Origin of the sequence: Acinetobacter pittii ATCC 19004 = CIP 70.29 (assembly GCF_000369045.1) — a bacterium.
Classification (GTDB): Bacteria; Pseudomonadota; Gammaproteobacteria; order Pseudomonadales; family Moraxellaceae; genus Acinetobacter; species Acinetobacter pittii.
Genome location: NZ_KB849790.1, coordinates 538830 through 558262, shown reverse-complemented (window position 1 = coordinate 558262; position 19433 = coordinate 538830). Strand labels below are relative to the sequence as shown.

Genomic DNA, 19433 nt, shown 5'->3' with positions numbered 1-19433 from the left:
AGATGAATATTGATATTTCTGAACTACTCGAACCCATTAGTGATAGTTTACCTTGTGGTGATGACTTTTCGTTTTCTAATGAATTTCATGAAATTAAAAAAGCGAAGACACAAGATGATCTATTACTAGATCAAGGTGATTGGGTTGCTGAGCGCAAACAAGCCGATTGGGACTTTGTAGCAAAGAACACGAGTGTTTTGCTAAAAGATAAAACGAAAGATATTCGTCTATTAACTTGGCTCTTAGAGGCTTGGACTCATCTTTATGGTTTTGAAGGTATGGCTAAAGGTTTAACTTTAAGCCATACCATGCTGAATCAATACTGGCAGGAAATTCACCCTGTTATTGAAGATGATGACTTAGATCAACGCATTGGTTTACTACAGGGTTTAATTAATCAGTTGCCTGGCTTGTTGAAGAAAGTTTCTTTAACCAATACAGCTCCTTATTATAATTTGCTTGATTACGATAATTTTCTATATCACGAAAATGTTCGCCGTAAACAAACTGAAGAGTATGACAGCCAGTCGGGACCATCTGAACTAGAACAATTCGACCAAGCCATTTTTAATACTTCTAAAACTTTTCAATATTCTAATTATCAAGATTTTAGTTCAGTCTTAACCGAGTGGGATGTTTTAAAACAGACTCTTGATCATTTAATGGGATTAGATTCGCCGAGTTTTGCTGCTATTGATTCGGCATTTGAGACTATTCACAGCACATTACGTAAGATTTATAAAGCAGAAGCTTTTGGTACAGGGCTTGCGCCAATCCAAGAACAAGCTACTGTTATCACGAGTTCATCTATGGAAAATCAAGTGCCTGTACAAGTTGTTTCAGATCAGCCAGCTTTTCAGCCTCAAGCACAAACGCACTTGGCTAACCGTGAACAAGCAATGAAAGTGCTGCAAGATATTGCCGATTACTTCCAAGCAAATGAACCGCATAGCCCTGTGAGCTATATGCTTCAAAAAACGATTAAATGGAGTCAAATGCCATTACATGAATGGTTAGCGCAAGTCATCAAAGATGAGCATCCATTACAAATGGTTCAGGAAATGTTAGGTGTGCAGCCTAAAAATGAATATGAATAAAGATTGGTAAAGACATATGTTTAAAGCTGAAAAAGTCCTGTGGGGCGAAGGTTTATTTTTAAGACCTCAACATTTCCAAATTCAAGATACGTATCATGAACAACGCCTAAATCATACGGTTCGCGCAGTTGTGCCTTTTTCGTATGGCATTCAAAAGTTAAGTTTCGATGAAGCTCAGTTGAGTACGCATATTCTTGCTCTTGAGTCTGTAGAGATGATCTGGCAAGACGGTGAAATTTATCAGGCACCTGCATATGATCTATTGCCTGAACCAATTTTATTAGACGATCTTAATTTACGTGGTGAGATGCTAATCTATTTAGCATTGCCGCTTTTACAAGCAAATAAGCAAAATCTAATTGATCAAAACCAAGCGCAAAAGGGTAGATATCAATCTCACCTTGTCGAAACGCATGATCTATTTACTAATGCTACTGAAGCAGATATTAGTTTGCTACGCCGACGTGCTGTTTTTAAATTATTAGATGTACATAGTAATCCAGACCACAATCTAGATGGTTTCTTATATCTGCCGATTGGAAAAATTAAGCGTCAAAGCTCTGGTGCTTTTGAAATTGACCGAAAGTTTATTCCACCAATTTTGCATGTGGATGCCTCTGAATCACTCATTTCAAACTTAAAAAGAACACTGAATGTGATTAAGGCAAAAATTAAGACTATTCAAACCAATAACCGAGAAAATGAACAGAAGTTAATTGAATTCCGTTCAGGTGATATCGTTTCATTCTGGTTAGTAAATGCCTTAAATACAGCTCATGCTGGCCTGAATCATTTTGTGCAATATCCACAAATCCATCCAGAACGTTTGTTCTTCGAATTGTTACGTTTAGCAGGTTCTTTATTAACCTTCTCGACGGCGTATGATGTTGATCAGTTGCCTGCCTATAAACACCATAATTTACAAGAAAGTTTTTCGCAGTTAGACACGATTCTACGTGATTTACTCGATACGATTATTTCGAGCCGTTACATCAGTATTGCACTTAAAGAAATCCGCCCTTCATATTGGGTGGGAAGTCTTGAGACCGATAAGATTACTCGAGATACTCGACTTTATATTGCAGTATCAAGTAGCGCAATGCAGACACATGAGTTGATCCAGATTGTACCTTTACGATTCAAGATTGGTAGCACTTTAGATGTAGAGCAACGTGTAGTTGCAGCATTACCTGCAATTCCATTGCATCACTTGATTCAGGTTCCAACAGCGATTCCTGTACGTTCTGGTGTGAGCTATTTTGAAGTTGAACCCCATCATGAATTATACCAACGCATGTTAGATTCAGAGACGATTTGTATTTATGTTCCGGCTGGCTTCCAAGATATCAGTATTGAACTGATTGCGGTTATGAACGCTTAAGGGTAAAGGAGAGAAAAATGTCACAATCCACTGGTGCTCCTTCTTTATTTGACGATGGGCAAATTGGAACGGGTGGGAACAATAATAGCCAGTCTCAGGCAAAGCTACAGGCAATCAATCTTATTGATTTATTGCATGATGGCTTTTATTTGGTTTTTTTGATTCGAAATCAGTATGTGCCGGCAGACGCTCAGCAGTTTCGTGAAAAAATCTTAAATTTACTCAATCAATTTGAGCAGCAAGCTAAAAAGTTACAATTTTCAGCTGATGATATTCATGATGCTAAATATGCATTTTGTGCTTTGATTGATGAAACTATCGTAACGCAACAAGACCCAAGCTATTTTAATTTACAAAATGCTTGGTTAATTAGCCCATTGCAATTGAGCTTGTTTGGTTCTCAGTTAGCTGGGTATCGTTTCTTTGAAATTTTGGAACAATTACGTAGTCGTGGAAAAGAACGTCTAGCTGCTTTAGAAGTATTTCATTACTGCCTTTTGCTCGGTTTTCAGGGTAAGTACCGAATTGAATCTATTGAAAGTCTCAACCACCTAGTATCAAGAGTGGGTGATGAAATTGACTATTTAAAAGGGAAAAAAGTTGCGTTTTCGCCGTTCTCGGCAATTCCCGATCAAATACGAAATATTATTCATCGCGAAGTACCTTTCTTTTGGATTTTGATCTTTCTATTGATTTTTGCATTACTTACCTTTGCGGGTTTAAGATTTATGCTGAACAATCAAAATGATAAAGCATTATCTAACTATCAAAATGTGATTTCTGCTCCTCAAGAGCAAGCACATATTACAATTTATTTACCTTGATGATGGAACGAAATGGCTCAGGAAAAACCAACTTCTATTCGAGTTTTACAATCGAATAAAAAAAAGCCGAAATCACCAGTACTTTATATTGTGATTGGTGTGATTGCAGGGGTGTTTGTCAGCATCTCGCTATTCCTGTTCTTGTCTCAACCGAATTCGCCAGAATCAGCAGCAATTGAGAGTAAATCAACGGAAGAGCAAATTTTAAATCAAGATGCTGTACATTCTTCAGATGAACAAAATCAGGTTGTTGTAAGTCAAGATAATGAGACGGACTCAATGAGTCGTGATGGCTTTGAACAGCCAAAAGATAATGAGTTAAGCAATATTTTTAAACCTGTTCCGCATAAAACTGTTGCTACGAATGAACAACGAGTTTCACCATTTGATGAACAGCTAACAGGTGAAAAGAAAGTTCAGGTTGTGCCTCAGCTACAAACGGGTGCAGCTAAAGCGGCTCAACCCAAAATACAGCCAGCTCAGCAAAAACCTGTGAGTAAGCCGCAGCAACAACAAGTGGCGCAGGCTAAACCAGTAGTTGAGAGTAAAGCTCCAGCCGAACCAGAACCTGAGGTTGAGCCGCCTAAGGCATCGGTAGATATTAAAATTACACGAAGTCCTTTTGCCGTGAATTAATGAACTGATGATAATCTTTCTCATTTTCTTTTGCTTTACATGTTTGGCAATTGGTTTAGCGTTTTTAATGTCTTATGAACTCAGGAGTAGAAGCAAAGATTTTGTTTTGTCATTACTGCCCCAAGGGCGTAAACAGCTTAATCAGGTTAAACAATTTGCTCAAACCATGAATCAGGCAGCTGCTCCTGAAAAATTACAATCTCATTGGCATTTACAGCAGTGGTGGATTGTTATTGCGGGCTTTTTCTTGTTTGCTAGTATTTTAGTGTTTGCTTTAACTCGGCCTATTAGCTCAACCCGAATTGAAGCTGAATATCTGAAAAAAACAGATCCTCAAATTTATGCACTTTTAAATGGTGAAATATTATCGCCACCGCCAGAAGTGGATGAGAGCCTAATTGAAGCTGCAATTGTTGAGGCCACGCAGTTAGAGCAGCAATATTCGTCTCAAAATAGTGGAGCTATTAATTCTTCACCGATTGATAATGCAAGTTTCGATGGTCGAGCTATTTTGGATACAAATTTAGTTGATCGTAAATGGGACAAAATGAACCCACGATATAAACAGCGTTTACTCATGGTCTTTAAAATCATGAAAGAACAGTACGGTTATGAGTTGGTTCTATTGGAAGGCTATCGTAGCCCAGCACGTCAGAACATGTTGGCGGGCAATCCTAACACGACTAGAGCGAGGGGGTATCAAAGCTATCACCAATTTGGTTTAGCAGCCGATGTAGCATTTAAGCGAAATGGAAAAGTGGTTATTTCTGAGCGAGATCCATGGGCAATGCAAGGCTATCGGTTATATGGGCAAGTCGCCGAATCGGTTGGTTTAACTTGGGGTGGACGTTGGAAATCTATCCAAGATTATGGGCATACCGAGTTCCGTATGCCGGGCTTAAGAAAAACTCAAGAAATGGCAGAAAAGCTGATTGCTGAAAGTTCGAATGATATAAGTTAAATATTGATTGATGATTGAAAACGTTCTTGTAAAACAGACGTCATTTTATCTACAAGCTGGGAAATTATCCCAGCTTTTTCCCATGTGTAAATTGAAACGGCCATAGGAGGCACATCTCCTAATGAATCATATCGACGTACTCTTCGTCCATTGGTCGTAGCTACAGGCAATAAAGATAATCCTAATCCTGTTTCAACACTGACTAACACGCTTTCTAGGCTACTACCCGTAAAGGCAATATACCAACGTCGCCGTTCGCGCTCTAAGGTTGCGAACATCTCATCCCGATAAAGTCCGCCTTGAGGAAAGGTCACTAAACTCATGGGATCAGACCATTCAGTTGTTGAATTCGAACTTTCAAACCATGCCATTTCTTCTGGGAATGTAGCGTGGTGATCAGCACTAGCAGCAGGTTCTTTGACAATAATAATATCGAACTCACCATTCCGATAACGTTCTGTTAGATTCCGACTTAAGCCAGAGGTTACATCTAAACGAATGGAGCGATGCTCTTTGGCAAATATACCGAAAACTTCAGCCATTGCAGGACTCATCATATCTTCTGGTAAACCAATACGAATGGGAATACTTCCTGCCGGATCTTTAAGTAGGGCCTCAGCTTCCTGTTGGAGAGTCAAAATCCTTTGCGCATAACCAATTAGATACTCTCCAGATGCCGTCAATTTGAAAGGTCTCGCTGTCCGATCTATAAGGGCATGACCGACAGATTCTTCAAGTCGTGCTAACTGCTGACTAACTGTTGATTGAGTCAGGTGTAATCGATCGGCAGCTGCGGTAAAACCGCCAGTTTCAAAAATAGTGACGAAAGCACGTAAAAGGCGAGGATCAAACATATTAGGTACCGCCACACTTAAAAGCCGATAAGATAAATATTTATAATCTTAATACTATCGATTCAATAATTTAATTTCCAAATACTTTTGGTCGTGTTTATTCTATTTGCAAAATGTTTAGCCAAAAATTTCTATTGGGAGGCCACCATGCGTAAGTCACTAATATGGATGAATCTGATTGTCGCATTAGGGGCGTCGGGTTTTACAAATATGACGAATGCAATGGGTGAGTATCCTTTACATCAGGCAGTGATAAATAATGACACACAATCTATCAAACGGATTTTATCTCAAAAAGCTTTAATTGATGAGCGAGATGAAACTGGTTCGACTGCTTTGATGGTTGCTACAAGAGCAAATAATGTACATGCTGCTCATATGCTGATAGAGGCTGGTGCCGATGTAAATGCAAAAGACAATATTCAAGACAGTCCATATTTATATGCTGGTGCACAGGGATATTTAAAAATTCTAAGAATGACACTCATGCATGGTGCCGATTTAAAAAGTATTAACCGTTACGGTGGAACTGCGCTAATTCCAGCAGCGGAACGAGGCCATGTTGAAACAGTCCGTACATTAATTGCGGCCGGTGTAGATGTTAATCATGTGAATAATTTGGGTTGGACAGCATTACTTGAGGCCATCATTTTGGGAAATGGAGAACCTAAATATCAACATATTGTAGAGCTTTTATTAAAGGCAGGTGCTGATCCGAACTTGGCTGATAAAGACGGCATAACTCCCTTACACCATGCGCGGTCACGAGGATATCGCGAAATTGAAAAAAGACTTCTTGCAGCTGGTGCAAAATAGAAAGTGAGAGTATGTGATGGAAAAAGGTGAACAGTTTTTACGTAAGGCGATTGAGCTTGCCTATAAAAATATTGAAAAAGGTGGCAGGCCATTTGGTGCTGTGGTTGTAAAGAATGGAGAAATTATTGCTTCAGGCGTAAATCAGATTCTGGTAACGAATGACCCAACCGCACATGCTGAATTACTGGCGATTCGTGCAGCCAGTCAAGTTTTAGGATCTGCCAACCTAGAAGGCTGTTCTGTGTATGCAAGTGGACATCCATGCCCAATGTGTATGGCTGCAATGCGTTTAGCAGGTATTAAGTCGGTGAGCTATGCATATTCTAATGAAGACGGAAGACCATTTGGTTTGTCTACAGCCGAAATATATATAGAGCTTGCCAAGCCCTTAGCTGAGCAATCAATGAAAATTCAATATATACCGATCAGAGTTGAAAACCGCACTGATCTTTATGCGCATTGGAAGAATTATCAAGCCAATCATTCAGGCTCAGAATAATGAAGCAGTCTGGAGCTTTTTTGACTCAGTCGATGCTCATTGTAACTGTGGCTTTGGTTGGGCTTAATTTAAGACCATTTATCACAAGTATTGGACCATTGATTGCCAATATTCGAACAGCCACTGGTTTAAGCTTACAAGGGGTAGCACTACTCACTTTGCTACCGATGATGCTTATGGGACTCATTGCATTTGTTGGCCCAATATTGCAAAACTTGATCGGTGAGCGAAAAGCTATTCTTGGTGCACTGCTGGCCATTTGTGGAGGATGTGCTGTCCGATTTTTATTGCCTACATCCGAAGGATTAATTCTTAGTGCAATAGTAATTGGATTCGGAGTTGCGATGATACAAGCGGCATTTCCCGGCATGATCAAAAGAGAATTTAGCCAATATATTGGTCCGATGATGGGGCTTTACTCAGCCATGCTTATGGGCGGTGGTGCCTTAGGAGCATGGTTAGCGCCTGTAGTTTCAAATATAACGGGTTTATGGTTTGTTGGACTGGCTTTTTTTGCAGTTCCAGCTTTATTTGCATTTATATTGGCGCTTGTCTTTTTACCAACAAAAGTTGGCTCATCCATTCATCATGCGCCTGTACGCAAGTTATTAAATCAACCTCGAACATGGTTATTAATGATGTGCTTTGGACTTGTAAATGGTGGCTACTCGTCAGTGGTAGCGTGGTTAGCACCTTCTTTTCAAGATCATGGTTGGAGTGCAGCACAAAGTGGAAAATTACTCGCTTTGCTGGCCTTGAGCCAAGCAGCTTCAGCGCTCATTTTGCCTGTTTTAGCTAGGAAATATAAAGACCGACGTCCATGGTTATGGTTTACGTTAGCAATGCAACTAGTCGGGTTCTCTGGAATGGCTTTTATGCCTGATTTTGCCTCTATGCTTTGGGCAATTTGTTTGGGCGTGGGTTTGGGAGGATGTTTTGCGTTAACGCTTATCGTTGCATTAGACCATTTTGATGAACCCATTCATGCAGGTGCTTTATCTGCACTGATGCAGGGTGGCGGTTTTTTACTGGCAGCAATCCCGCCGTGGATTATTGCAATTTTGCATGATCTTACGGGGGCTTACAAAGCAGGATGGCTTTTTCATTTAGTCAGTGTGATATTAGTCGTTATTTTAGTAATTAGATTGAATCCCAAAAGTTATTTTAAAGTGAGTCTTTAAAACGTTGAATTAGTCAAGATTCTTTTTAAGAATTGCTGCTCCTATAATCACAAGCAAATGAGGAAATAGTGATACGATAGAACTGAAAATTTCCGCTTCTAAATGAATACAACAATATTTGATTTCTATGACTTCTTCTTTGAAACAGCTCACTTTATTTAATCAAGGCTTAGGAAAAACCAGTCGATTTGCAAAAGGCATGGATGGAACTTTACAGGCTATTGAGCATTTAGGATATGTGCAGATTGATACCATATCGGTTGTAGAGCGAGCTCATCACCATATATTGTGGAGCCGAGTACCTGATTATGAGTTAAGTCATCTCAATAGTTTGGTTGGCGAGCGGCAGATTTTTGAATATTGGTATCATGCAGCGTCTTATCTTCCTATGAAAGATTATCGCTATGCATTGCCTGCCATGATGTCTGTCAGAAACGGAGAAAGCCGTTATTTCAATAGAGGTGATCAACACCTTATGAATGAAATTTTAGCCCGTGTTCGTGCTGAAGGAAAAATTCGCCTCCGTGATATTGATAAAAATAATAAAAAAAGTTTGGGAAACTGGTGGAATACCGGACCAGGCCGCCGTGCTTTTGAGCAGTTATATATGCAGGGTGACCTGATGATCTGTGAGCGTAACGGAATGGAAAAGGTCTTTGATTTGACCGAGCGCTGCTTGCCTGAAAATATTGATTTAAGTATGCCTGCGCTTTATGAATATGCGCAGTATTTGTTTAATAATACGCTTCGAGCGCATGGTGCATTTACATGGAAACAATTAGTTCATCTAAAGAAAAATGATTTAAAAGAAATTATGCGCATCGTTCTGAAAGAGCAGATTGACGCAGGTGTAGTATCTGTAATTAAGCTTGAGAATGGTCAAACTTTATATGTTGATGTTGCTGCAATGGAACAAAAGGTTAGTACTGATTTTGGTTTAAAAATACTTTCACCTTTTGATAATTCTCTTATTCATCGTGACCGTTTAGCTTCTTTATTTGAATTTGATTATAGGATTGAATGCTATGTACCAGCAGCCAAACGTGTATATGGTTATTTTTGTTTGCCGATCCTATATCAAGATGAGTTAGTAGGCCGAGTAGATTGTAAAGCGCATCGTTCTATCAAAGAATTAGAAGTGATTAGCCTACATCTGGAAAAAACAGTAAAAAATAAGGAGCTCTTCTTCTTCGAACTGGAACAAGAGTTCAAGCGTTTTGCTGCGTTTAATCAATGCTCAACTATTAATGACAAAGTGATTCAGCGTATTCGTACTAAAATTTAGACACCAAAAGCACTCCAGCTTTTGGTGTTTTCACTTTTTTAGTTCAAAGGCATACGATATTGAATAACTCCTGGTTTTTGTGCAATCCAGTCATAAAGCTTTTGCGCTGTTACATTGGTTTCTTGAGTATGCCAGTATAAACGGTCACAGTTGTGTTTGATTGCTTGCTTCTGCACATATTCAATGAGTTGCTTACCAATGTGTTGTCCACGAACTTCAGGTGAAACATAAAGGTCTTCTAGATAACAGTAATTATTTTCTGCCCATGTTGAACGATGAATAACATAGTGCACAATTCCTAAAACCTGCTCACCTTGTTTAGCAACGGCACAGTACATAGGTTCATTCTCATCGAAGAAACGTTCCCATGTTACTTTTGTGACATGAAGGGGTAAATTCACTTGATAAAAATTTTGGTAAGCAAGCCAATATTTTTCCCATTGTGAATAATCTTGCTGCTGAACAGGAACGATTTGAAGACCTTGATTTTGCATAATAATTACACTCTGTTTTAAAGTAATAAAAAATCGACAACTTGAGTGTAGTTTTGATAGTGGTATTTTTATAAGATACACTTTTGATATTTTTTACAGTACCAGTTTTGATATGGCAGCTTCGATTTCTGCATCTTTTCCCCATTTAATTTTGCCAAAAGGCCAGATTAAAGATGGGTTATATACGGCTTTGCGTGATGCGATTTTAGATGGAAGGCTAACTGCCCGAACAAAATTACCCTCAAGTCGTGCTTTGGCAGAGATGATGTCAATTTCAAGGAATTCTGTATTGGCGGCTCTTGAACGATTACTGGATGAGGGATATTTATTTACCAAACCAAGTTCGGGTACCTATGTTGCTGAGGTTGTGCCAGATCAGTTAATACATGTTCAAAAAAATTCAAAAGAAACGTCTAAAAATACTCATCGTTCCTTAAATATTAATCCAAATCTTGAAACTTTATTGGATTCATGGCGAAAGCAGTCATGGTTAAGTAAAAAGAAAAAGATGTTTCATGTAGGGGTAGGCTGTATTGATTTATTTCCTCATCAACTGTGGGGCAAGTTATTAACGCAAGCTTGGCGGCAGTCGTATTATCAGCTTGGTCAATTTTACGACCCACGTGGCTATCTACCTTTGCGTCAGGCAATTTCTGAATATGTTCGCTCCACTCGAGGGCTGAACTGCAACGAAGAGCAAATTATTATCGTAAACGGAACGCAGCAAGCTATTCATTTAACGGCCTATGCCTTACTTCAAGCAAATGATGAAGTGTGTTTGGATGAGCCGGGATATGATGCAGCTTTTAAGATTTTTCGAAGTTTTGGTGCGCAGGTAAATTTGATCGAAAGTGATGAGGAGGGAATGCAAATCTCTGACATTACAAATCATTACTTCAAAAGCAAACTGGTATATACAGCACCTTCACATCAATTTCCTTTAGGAGGAACTTTAAGTTTAGCTCGCCGTTTTGCTTTATTAGATTGGGCAAACAAACAAGAAAAATGGATTTTTGAAGACGATTATAATAGTGAGTTTCGCTATGGCACTCACCCAATTCAAGCTCTACAAGGTTTAGATCAGCAGCAAAGAGTCATTTATTCTGGCACTTTTACCAAGATGATGTTTCCAGAGTTTCGTTTAGGGTTCATGGTTGTACCTGAAGCATTAATTGAAACCTTTAGTGCAGCTAAATATTATACTGACGTGCGAAGTTCATATTTAGAGCAGGTCGCTTTAGCTCTATTCATTCAACAAGGCCACTATGCTCGACATGTACGTAAAGTTCGAAAAGCATGCTATGAGCGTCAACAAGTATTGATTAACGCTATTAATGAATACCTTTCAGATGTACTCGATGTTCAGCCAACAGATTCAGGCATTCATCTTATATGTTGGTTAAAAGCATCATGGACTGAGCAGGAGTTTATTTCTCATTGCTCGGCATTGGATTTGGAGATTCAACCTCTATCAAGATATTGTCAACTTGAGTCGAAAAAAGCAGCGGTTCTTTTGGGCTATGCTGCCCATCAACCTGAGGAAATGGTGAAAAATATTAAGAGACTAGCCATGAGTATCAAAAAGTAAAATAGCTAAACTTTTCAAAATTATATCTGGATTTTAGAGTGATTTTATTTTTAATGAGAAGGGTAAAGTATTTATTGATTTAAATATTTTGATGAAATTTTAAAAAATTTAAATTTAAAAGATTTATTAATCTTATTTTAAGCTAACTTCATTATTCTGATAATATCAAAGCTCAGTACAGTACACCTTTTGGCCACATTCTCCAGATGTGGCCTTTTTTTATTGGGAATAAATATAGCTTAGAATGAATTAATTTTTTAAGGAGAATAAGATTTAATCTTCTTCCATGGCATTACTATAAAACTTAACACCTAGTTTAATTCGATCTCGTCCATTACTCATACGCCAGCGATTGGTGTCACGTAAAGAATATACACAGCCGCAATATTCCTGTTGGTAGAATTCCTCTCGCTTACTGATTTCAATCATTCGACTAGAGCCACCATTTTTTCGCCAGTTATAATCCCAATATTGAATATCTGGATAATGGGATGCTGCCCGAATTCCACAATCATTAATTTGAGCCATATTTTTCCAACGAGAAATTCCTAACGAACTACTGATGAGACTAAAGCCGTGTTCATGTGCATAAAGGGCGGTTCGCTCGAAACGCATATCGAAACACATGGTACAACGAATACCGCGTTCTGGTTCATCTTCCATACCTTTAGCTCGAGCAAACCAATTATCCGTATCATAATCGGCATCGATAAATGGAATATTATGCTTTTCTGCAAAACGAATATTTTCTTCCTTACGGATGAGATATTCTTTTACCGGATGAATATTAGGATTATAAAAAAATATCGAAAATTTAATTCTAGAATCAATTAATGCTTCCATAACTTCTCCTGAACAAGGAGCACAGCAAGAATGAAGTAATAATTGATCATGTCCAGATGGGAGTTCTAATTTTAAACGTTGGGTTGACATAATAAAAAAATAAATTGCAATTCTAATAATTATATATTTTTATTTTGTATAATGTGAACTGAATTATTTTCAATTAAACATGAAATTTATTTAATATTTTAAAATTTATTTATTACTTTATTTGTGGTTTAGTTGAATATAATGAAATAATTAGATTATTAAATATTAAAATTATTTATATCGTCGCTTTTAAATTTATTAACCGAAATACTATATAGTAATATAAAATATAGATAAATTTAATATTTTTTAAAATAATAATATTAAAAGATAGCTAGGTAAGTGATTGATGTTTCTAAATATAATTTGAAATTTTTTTATGTTTTTATTGTGATGTGTGTCACAGATAAACCTTATTTTTTCAATTAAAATATTTCTTTAGATTTGTAGCTTTAATAAATCTATACTATAAAACTTGATGTGTTTTTAAATTTAAGTGTGTGATTATTTGAGATATGAAAGATTGGCAATGTAAGTATTGTAATGGTTACATTATGGTTAATCATTCAAAGATCAGTGTAGGAGAAAAAGTTTACTTTTTGGTATATAAATTTGATGCAAAGAATGAACGGAAAAAATTATATAAAAAGGGAATTGTAGTTGCTCGCTACGATAATATACTTCACATTGAGTCACGCAAAAAAACTTATAAGATCGAACAAGCTAAGGTCTATCCATTAGGAGCACCAATGCCTTTCGTTTACAACATGTTTTGGGTTTGCGGGTGCCCATGTACCCTAAAAAATTAATTTTTTTAATTTAAATGTCAGCAGCTTATTTTATAAATTTAATTGAATTAATAATCGTATCAAATTTATTTTCACAGCGTTTATAGAAAAGCCAAGACAGATAAGCTCATCAAAGTGGTTTTTAGCAGTTAAGGTGTTTGGATTTTTATTTGACAAAGTAAAGATGCTCTTTTATAAACCTCGAGTAACGTTGAGGTTAAGCATGATAAGTGAAAATAAAAAAACTGACTCTAGTCGAGTTTTGACGGTGGGGGAAGTTGCCAAAAGGAGTGGAGTTCCTGTCTCGACCCTACATTTTTATGAGGCGAAAGGGCTGATAAAAAGTATAAGAACCAATGGTAATCAGCGTCGCTTTCCATTAATCGTTTTAAGATATATTGCGATTATTAAAGTTGCTCAAAGAGTAGGAATTCCTTTAAATGAAATTAAAGAGGCTCTTAGCGCATATCCTATGGGGAGCAAATTAACAGCTAAACAGTGGAAAGAGTTATCAAGCCATTGGCGAAAAGATCTTGATGATCGTATTCAAAAATTAACGAGGTTACGGGATGAAATGGACTGGTGTATTGGTTGTGGTTGCTTATCACTAGAGCAATGCCCTTTAAGAAATCCAGAAGATGTTTTGGGGCAAGAGGGATCTGGACCACGAATTTTGGAAAGGCCTTAATTGCAATATTTCAATAATTATTTTTAGGAGGGAATATCTTAAATTCCAATAAATTAAATATATGGTTAATAGAACTTCTAAGTGAGTTTTTTATTGTAAACAAGTCACATGAAACATGAATTTTTTTGATATCTTTAATTTTTTTATTAAGAAGCAAAAATTTATGAAAAAAATTATCTTTCTTGGTTTAGCGCTTGTTTCGTTAACGGCTTGTTCATCTGTACAACATAAAGATCCAACTCCACCAAAAATTGGTTCACCAAACCCAGCTAGTCAATATTGTGTTGAACAAGGCGGGAAATTAGAAATTAGAAATGAAGCAAATGGTCAGGTTGGGTATTGTCACTTACCAAATGGCCAAGTCGTGGAAGAATGGAAATTATTCCGTGATAACCAAGCGAACTGTGTAGCAGAAGAAGCTCAAAAATTAGTGGGTCAATCTGGCCTTACTGATGATCAAATTAAACAAAAAACTAAATCAGAAATTGTGCGCAAAGTGGCTCCAGGTCAACCAATGACTATGGATTATCGTACAAACCGAGTTACAGTTACTATTGATCCTGCTTCTAAGAAAATTACTCAGGCAACCTGTGGTTAATATGTTTAATTAAAGTTTGCTAAATCAAATTTTAAAGAAAAGAGCCTGCTGAAAATGCAGGCTTTTTTTACTTTAATTTTCGGAATAATGGATAAGGGGATACTCTTTTTGTTGTGGCAGCTTCTGTAAAGCCTGATTAATTTTGATGAGAAAAATATCCACTTTGTATTGGCTTGGATTGTTGGTGTTGTATGAAGCTCTTTCTTGATAGTTAATTCCGCATCCAATAATTTTCATATTTGCAGGGTTAAAGCTCCAGTCATTTTTATTTTTGATCGAGATATCTAAATCACTATCACATTCTTTCCAGAGTTTTAAAAATTGATTGGAATATACAGCTGGAGCTTCTTGTGCTCGGTAGGCTGTAAATCCTTGCATTTCAGGATTAGCAAACTGAAGGAGATGATTGGTAGGCATTCCTCCCCAAAGTATAGCCGTATCTTTCGGTAGCTTTATCCACGTTATATTCTCTTCTTTAAGAGGTGCAGTTTGCTCATTTTTCTGTTTTGACTTTTGAGATTTGTAAACCAGTTTTGTTCCAACAGGAACCGTTACACCTTTGACTTGAGTGATTTGTGTTGTATAGAAATAAGGCGAATCATCACGGTTACAGCCTGTTGGGTTATAACAACCAATACAACCACTTAATAATAAAATAGGGCAACTTAAAACACTTAATTTGAAAACTCGATCCATTTTTCTTGTCTTTAATTATGTCTAGAAATTTAATATATCAGCTTTTAAATCAATAATAAAAAAAGCCCCTAGCGGACTAGAGGCAGAAAAACATCAGATGCAAGAACAGGTGAATTATGCATCTGAGTTAAGTAGGTTGTATCAAACCATGTAAAGCACTTTACCAGCAAAAATGAATAAAAATAGGGAGGTGCGACTAATGGCTAATATTTGTAGTTTTTTATTTGTACAACTTCCTGTACTTGTTTTAAGGAAGGGGGCGCTAATACATTTATATTTGTTAATAAAAACTACAAAAGTTATGGCTGTGAACAAAGTTATTTATAGTGATTGTTCAACCGTTGTCTTTTTGTGCTACTGCCGAAGAGTTATTCGTGATTTGTACTTGGCTTAATGATAATTTTAGAGCTATCCGAAAGGACAAAATAATGACGAACATACGAATAATAATGAATCGAAGGTAGGACCACGTGTTTATTAGTGTATTTGATCTTTTTAAAATTGGCATCGGCCCATCTAGCTCCCATACAGTTGGACCAATGCGTGCGGCATACAGTTTTGTGGAAGATTTATTGAAGCAAAACGATTTACAAGCCACGGTTAGAGTTCAGGTGAAGTTATACGGTTCGCTGTCGGCAACTGGTGTTGGTCATGCGACAGATAAGGCTGTTCTGTTAGGTTTAATGGGTTTTGACCCTGAACATATTGATACTCAAGTAAGTACAAGCTTGATTGAAGATGTTCTTGAAAATAAAGCCATCCAGCTTAATCAGCAAAAGAGTATTTCTTTTGACTATAAGCATGATGTGCTTTTTTTAGATGAATCTTTGCCTTATCACCCCAATGCAATGGAACTGATTGCGTATAACGGGGCTCAAGAAATTTTATATACAGAAACTTACTATTCGGTTGGTGGTGGCTTTATTGTCAGTGAAAGACAATTAACACATACCCAAACTGAAACCAACGACGTTAAAGTTCCATATCCATTTCACAGTGCGGCTGAACTTTTAAGCTTATGTAGAACTCATCATTTATCAGTGAGCGAGTTAATGCTTGAAAATGAAAAAAGCTGGCGTAGTGAAGCTGAAATTCGCAGCAAGATTATGGAAATCTGGAAAGTGATGCAGCAATGTATTCACAACGGATTAATTAATGAAGGCATATTACCGGGTGGTTTAAATGTAAAACGTCGGGCTAAAAAAATTCATGATAAGTTATTAAATAAGAAAAATTCAAACCTGATTGTGACGACCTTTCATGCGATGGAATGGGTCAATTTATTTGCCTTAGCGGTAAATGAGGAAAATGCTGCTGGCGGTCGAGTAGTGACGGCACCCACAAATGGGGCAGCAGGAATTATTCCGGCAGTTTTATATTACTATGTGACTTTCTCTAAAGACTTTTCCGAAGATAAAGTGGTTCGTTTCTTTTTAAGTGCAGCAGCCGTTGGCATTTTATGTAAACTCAATGCTTCTATTTCTGGTGCAGAAGTAGGGTGTCAGGGCGAAGTCGGCTCAGCGTGTGCGATGGCTTCGGCGGGTTTAGCCGAAATTTTAGGTGCCTCACCTGAGCAAGTGGAACATGCGGCTGAAATTGGGCTTGAACATAATTTGGGTTTAACGTGTGACCCGATTGGTGGTTTGGTTCAGGTGCCTTGTATTGAACGAAATGCAATTGCCGCTGTAAAAGCCATTAATGCAGCCCAAATGGCACTTCATGATGACGATGAACACTTTGTCACGCTAGATAAAGTGATTCAGACCATGAAAGAAACTGGCAAAGATATGTCTGAGAAATATAAAGAGACTTCAAAAGGTGGCCTTGCTGTTAACGCCATTGAGTGCTAAAAAAATGAGATGGGGACGAGGTGACCCCATCTCATTTTAACCATTAAGCTTCGCGAGCAACTAAAGTTAAAATATCGTAAGTTGCGACAAGTTCACCACGTTGGTTTTTGACTTTAATATCCCACACCACAACGCCATGCGCAGGCTGAGACGGGTCTTTTTGTGGCTTAGGTGTTTTTTGTTTACAGGTGAGTTCAACTTGGATTGAGTCACCAATTTTAACCGGTTCAACAAAGCGTAAGTTGTCCATACCGTAATTGGCAATCACAGGGCCTTGTGCTGCATCTACAAATAGACCTGCTGCGGCAGACACAATGAAGTAGCCGTGTGCCACACGTTCACCAAAGAAAGACTCGGCCGCTGCGATTTTGTCAGTATGTGCATAGAAGTAGTCACCGCTTAAACACGCGAAATTGACAATATCAGCTTCAGTGACTGTACGGCGTGCTGTTAATAGTCGTTCACCAATCACTAACTCATCAAAAGACTTTTTAAATGGATGTACGCGGTCTTCGTTAACTTTCGAGCCAGCAGTCCATGAGTGGGTAATTTGCGTTAAACTGTTTGGAGAACCTTGAATTGCAGTGCGTTGCATATAATGTTTAACTGCACGAATACCACCTAACTCTTCACCGCCACCTGCACGACCAGGGCCGCCGTGTACTAAATGTGGAAGTGGTGAACCATGTCCTGTACTTTCTTTTGCTGACTCTGCATCAAGTACATGCACACGGCCATGCCAAGGCGCAATTTTTTGAATAATTTGTTCAATATTCTCATCATTATTTTTAACGACAGAAGCCACTAGGCTACCTTCACCACGTGAAACAAGATCAGCTAGTTCTTCAATATTTTGATATGGCATGAGTGTACATACCGGACCGAAAGCTTCTGTGGTATGAACATTCGTCGCTTGTAAAGGTTGTTCGCACACCAATAAAGTTGGAGCGAAAAAAGCACCTTTTTCAGGATGGTCTGCATTAAATGTAAAGCTATCATTGCCACCAAAAACAATTTTTGCGTCTTTGCTGAGTTCGGCAACCTTTTCTGCAACGTCATGTTTTTGTTTAATACTGGCTAAAGCGCCCATGGTGGTTTCTTCTTTTTGAGGGTCACCCACCACAACTTTAGCAAGTTTGGCAGTTAGCTTCTCTTGCACAGTCGCTAACAAATTTTCAGGAACGAAAGCGCGACGAACCGCAGTACATTTTTGACCTGCTTTTGTAGTCATTTCACGGAAGACTTCACGCACAAATAAATCGACAGTTTCTTCATTTGCATCAGGGCTTAAAATTGCGCTGTTTACCGAGTCGGCTTCCATGCTAAATGGAATCGAATATTTATTGAGGTGAGGGTGGTTACGTAGTTTTTGGCCTGTGTAGGCAGAACCTGTAAAAGTCACGCAGTCTTGTGGGCCTAAGTGGTCGAACAAGTCATAAGTCTGACCACAAATGAGTTGTAGCGAGCCTTTTGGTAATACATGTGCTTCTTCAATGGCTTTTACAACAGCTTGAGTTAATTGAGAGCCATCGGTTGCAGGTTTTACAATACATGGCACACCTGCAAGTAGCGTCGGTGCAATTTTTTCAAGCATTCCCCAAATTGGGAAGTTAAATGCGTTGATGTGAACAGCAACACCTGCTTTTGGGCTTAAAATGTGTTTAGCGCCGAAAGTTCCATTTTTAGATAATTGAATCCAGTTGTCTTCGGTAATAATTTTTTCGTCATTGAGTTCACGACGAACCAGACTCGAATAAGCAAATAATGTCTGGATGCCACCTTCAATATCAATCCATGCATCTTTACGAGTCGCACCTGTTGCATAAGCAAGTTTGTAGAAGTCTTCCTTACGCTCAAGTAAATGTTGGGCAATTTGTTTTAACGCATTGGCACGTTGGTGAAACGTCCAGTTAGCCAGTTCTGAACCATTTTGTTTCGCATATTGAACAACACGTTTCATATCTATGCCATGACTACTTACGGCATAAATCGCTTCACCTGTAATGGCATTGTAAACAGGGCGTAGTTCTTCACCCGTCGAATGCCATGTTCCATAGACATAAGAAGCAAGATGAGGCAGTTGATGCTCAGACTGCTGAAAATCTGTGTCAGTTGAGGTTCCTTCTAGGTGTGCTTGTTCAAGCATGACCAAACTCCTTTTTTATGTGATACATCAATTATAAAAATTGTGAAAATATGATTCATAATTTCAGATTAATTTGTCTAAAAGTCAACTTTATTTTGATTTTTAAACATAAAAAGATTTTTTGTTTTTAATTAATATTTATTAATTTCAAATATTTAATTCTTATTTGTTAGTTGGA

The 19433-nt window shown here is 37.9% G+C and carries 19 protein-coding genes; 14 read left to right on the top strand and 5 right to left on the bottom strand.

The features are described 5' to 3' along the window. The first annotated feature begins 2 nt into the window (after positions 1-2). The 5 genes from tssA to F928_RS15200 are packed head-to-tail and all read left to right on the top strand — an operon-like array spanning position 3 to position 4899. Positions 3-1097, top strand: a complete 1095-nt coding sequence (tssA, locus tag F928_RS15220) for a type VI secretion system protein TssA (protein ID WP_005076736.1) — start codon at positions 3-5, stop codon at positions 1095-1097. 16 nt (positions 1098-1113) lie between these two features. After that, on the top strand, positions 1114-2478 hold the full coding sequence (gene tssK, locus F928_RS15215; protein ID WP_005076735.1) for a type VI secretion system baseplate subunit TssK: 1365 nt from the start codon (positions 1114-1116) through the stop codon (positions 2476-2478). 17 nt (positions 2479-2495) lie between these two features. Next, on the top strand, positions 2496-3302 hold the full coding sequence (gene icmH, locus F928_RS15210; RefSeq protein WP_002114531.1) for a type IVB secretion system protein IcmH/DotU: 807 nt from the start codon (positions 2496-2498) through the stop codon (positions 3300-3302). Between the two features lie 12 nt (positions 3303-3314). Next, positions 3315-3938, top strand: a complete 624-nt coding sequence (locus F928_RS15205) for a hypothetical protein (protein ID WP_002114473.1) — start codon at positions 3315-3317, stop codon at positions 3936-3938. A 7-nt stretch (positions 3939-3945) separates the two neighbouring features. Next, a complete protein-coding gene (locus F928_RS15200) occupies positions 3946-4899 on the top strand; it encodes a M15 family metallopeptidase (protein ID WP_005076734.1) in 954 nt (317 codons plus the stop codon). Here the strand turns inward: F928_RS15200 and F928_RS15195 are convergent. Further along, positions 4896-5753, bottom strand: a complete 858-nt coding sequence (locus F928_RS15195) for a LysR family transcriptional regulator (RefSeq protein WP_002114403.1) — start codon at positions 5751-5753, stop codon at positions 4896-4898. The two genes, F928_RS15200 and F928_RS15195, sit on opposite strands and share 4 nt — an antisense overlap. Positions 5754-5900: 147 nt before the next feature. Between F928_RS15195 and F928_RS15190 the strand changes: the two genes are divergently transcribed. The 4 genes from F928_RS15190 (at position 5901) to F928_RS15175 (ending at position 9534) form a co-directional block, all read left to right on the top strand. Continuing rightward, positions 5901-6569, top strand: coding sequence for an ankyrin repeat domain-containing protein (locus tag F928_RS15190; protein WP_002114539.1), 669 nt, complete (start codon positions 5901-5903; stop codon positions 6567-6569). 16 nt (positions 6570-6585) lie between these two features. Continuing rightward, complete coding sequence (locus F928_RS15185) at positions 6586-7068, top strand: nucleoside deaminase (protein ID WP_005076733.1); 483 nt, start codon at positions 6586-6588, stop codon at positions 7066-7068. Further along, positions 7068-8249, top strand: coding sequence for a cyanate transporter (gene cynX, locus F928_RS15180; protein ID WP_005076732.1), 1182 nt, complete (start codon positions 7068-7070; stop codon positions 8247-8249). The genes F928_RS15185 and cynX overlap by 1 nt, the downstream gene beginning before the upstream one ends. Before the next feature lie 127 nt (positions 8250-8376). After that, on the top strand, positions 8377-9534 hold the full coding sequence (locus tag F928_RS15175) for a winged helix-turn-helix domain-containing protein (protein WP_005076730.1): 1158 nt from the start codon (positions 8377-8379) through the stop codon (positions 9532-9534). 38 nt (positions 9535-9572) lie between these two features. Here the strand turns inward: F928_RS15175 and F928_RS15170 are convergent, their stop codons facing one another. Further along, entirely contained in the window at positions 9573-10028 is a 456-nt protein-coding gene (locus F928_RS15170) for a GNAT family N-acetyltransferase (protein WP_002114351.1), read from the bottom strand. A 112-nt stretch (positions 10029-10140) separates the two neighbouring features. Here F928_RS15170 and F928_RS15165 point away from each other — a divergent pair, with 112 nt between their 5' ends. Further along, a complete protein-coding gene (locus F928_RS15165) occupies positions 10141-11616 on the top strand; it encodes a MocR-like pyridoxine biosynthesis transcription factor PdxR (protein WP_002114242.1) in 1476 nt (491 codons plus the stop codon). A 273-nt stretch (positions 11617-11889) separates the two neighbouring features. Here the strand turns inward: F928_RS15165 and F928_RS15160 are convergent, their stop codons facing one another. Continuing rightward, entirely contained in the window at positions 11890-12549 is a 660-nt protein-coding gene (locus F928_RS15160) for an epoxyqueuosine reductase QueH (protein ID WP_005802520.1), read from the bottom strand. 455 nt (positions 12550-13004) lie between these two features. Here F928_RS15160 and F928_RS15155 point away from each other — a divergent pair, with 455 nt between their 5' ends. The 3 genes from F928_RS15155 to F928_RS15145 all read left to right on the top strand — a co-directional run bounded on the left by F928_RS15155 (position 13005) and on the right by F928_RS15145 (position 14563). Beyond that, a complete protein-coding gene (locus F928_RS15155; RefSeq protein ID WP_005076724.1) occupies positions 13005-13298 on the top strand; it encodes a hypothetical protein in 294 nt (97 codons plus the stop codon). Positions 13299-13500: 202 nt separating this feature from the next. Next, positions 13501-13965 (top strand): redox-sensitive transcriptional activator SoxR, encoded by a 465-nt coding sequence (gene soxR, locus F928_RS15150; RefSeq protein WP_002114278.1) that lies wholly within the window; start codon positions 13501-13503, stop codon positions 13963-13965. Between the two features lie 163 nt (positions 13966-14128). After that, complete coding sequence (locus F928_RS15145; RefSeq protein ID WP_005076719.1) at positions 14129-14563, top strand: I78 family peptidase inhibitor; 435 nt, start codon at positions 14129-14131, stop codon at positions 14561-14563. Positions 14564-14635: 72 nt separating this feature from the next. Here the strand turns inward: F928_RS15145 and F928_RS15140 are convergent, their stop codons facing one another. Further along, positions 14636-15259 carry a hypothetical protein gene (locus F928_RS15140; protein ID WP_002114520.1) on the bottom strand — a complete coding sequence of 208 codons (624 nt, stop codon included), beginning with the start codon at positions 15257-15259 and terminating at the stop codon, positions 14636-14638. Positions 15260-15729: 470 nt separating this feature from the next. On the opposite strand from F928_RS15140, the gene sdaA reads away from it, so the two are divergent. Next, a complete protein-coding gene (gene sdaA / locus F928_RS15135) occupies positions 15730-17109 on the top strand; it encodes an L-serine ammonia-lyase (RefSeq protein WP_002114276.1) in 1380 nt (459 codons plus the stop codon). A gap of 43 nt (positions 17110-17152) precedes the next feature. Here the strand turns inward: sdaA and paaZ are convergent, their stop codons facing one another. Beyond that, on the bottom strand, positions 17153-19255 hold the full coding sequence (gene paaZ / locus F928_RS15130) for a phenylacetic acid degradation bifunctional protein PaaZ (protein ID WP_005076715.1): 2103 nt from the start codon (positions 19253-19255) through the stop codon (positions 17153-17155). Between the last annotated feature and the right edge of the window lie 178 nt (positions 19256-19433).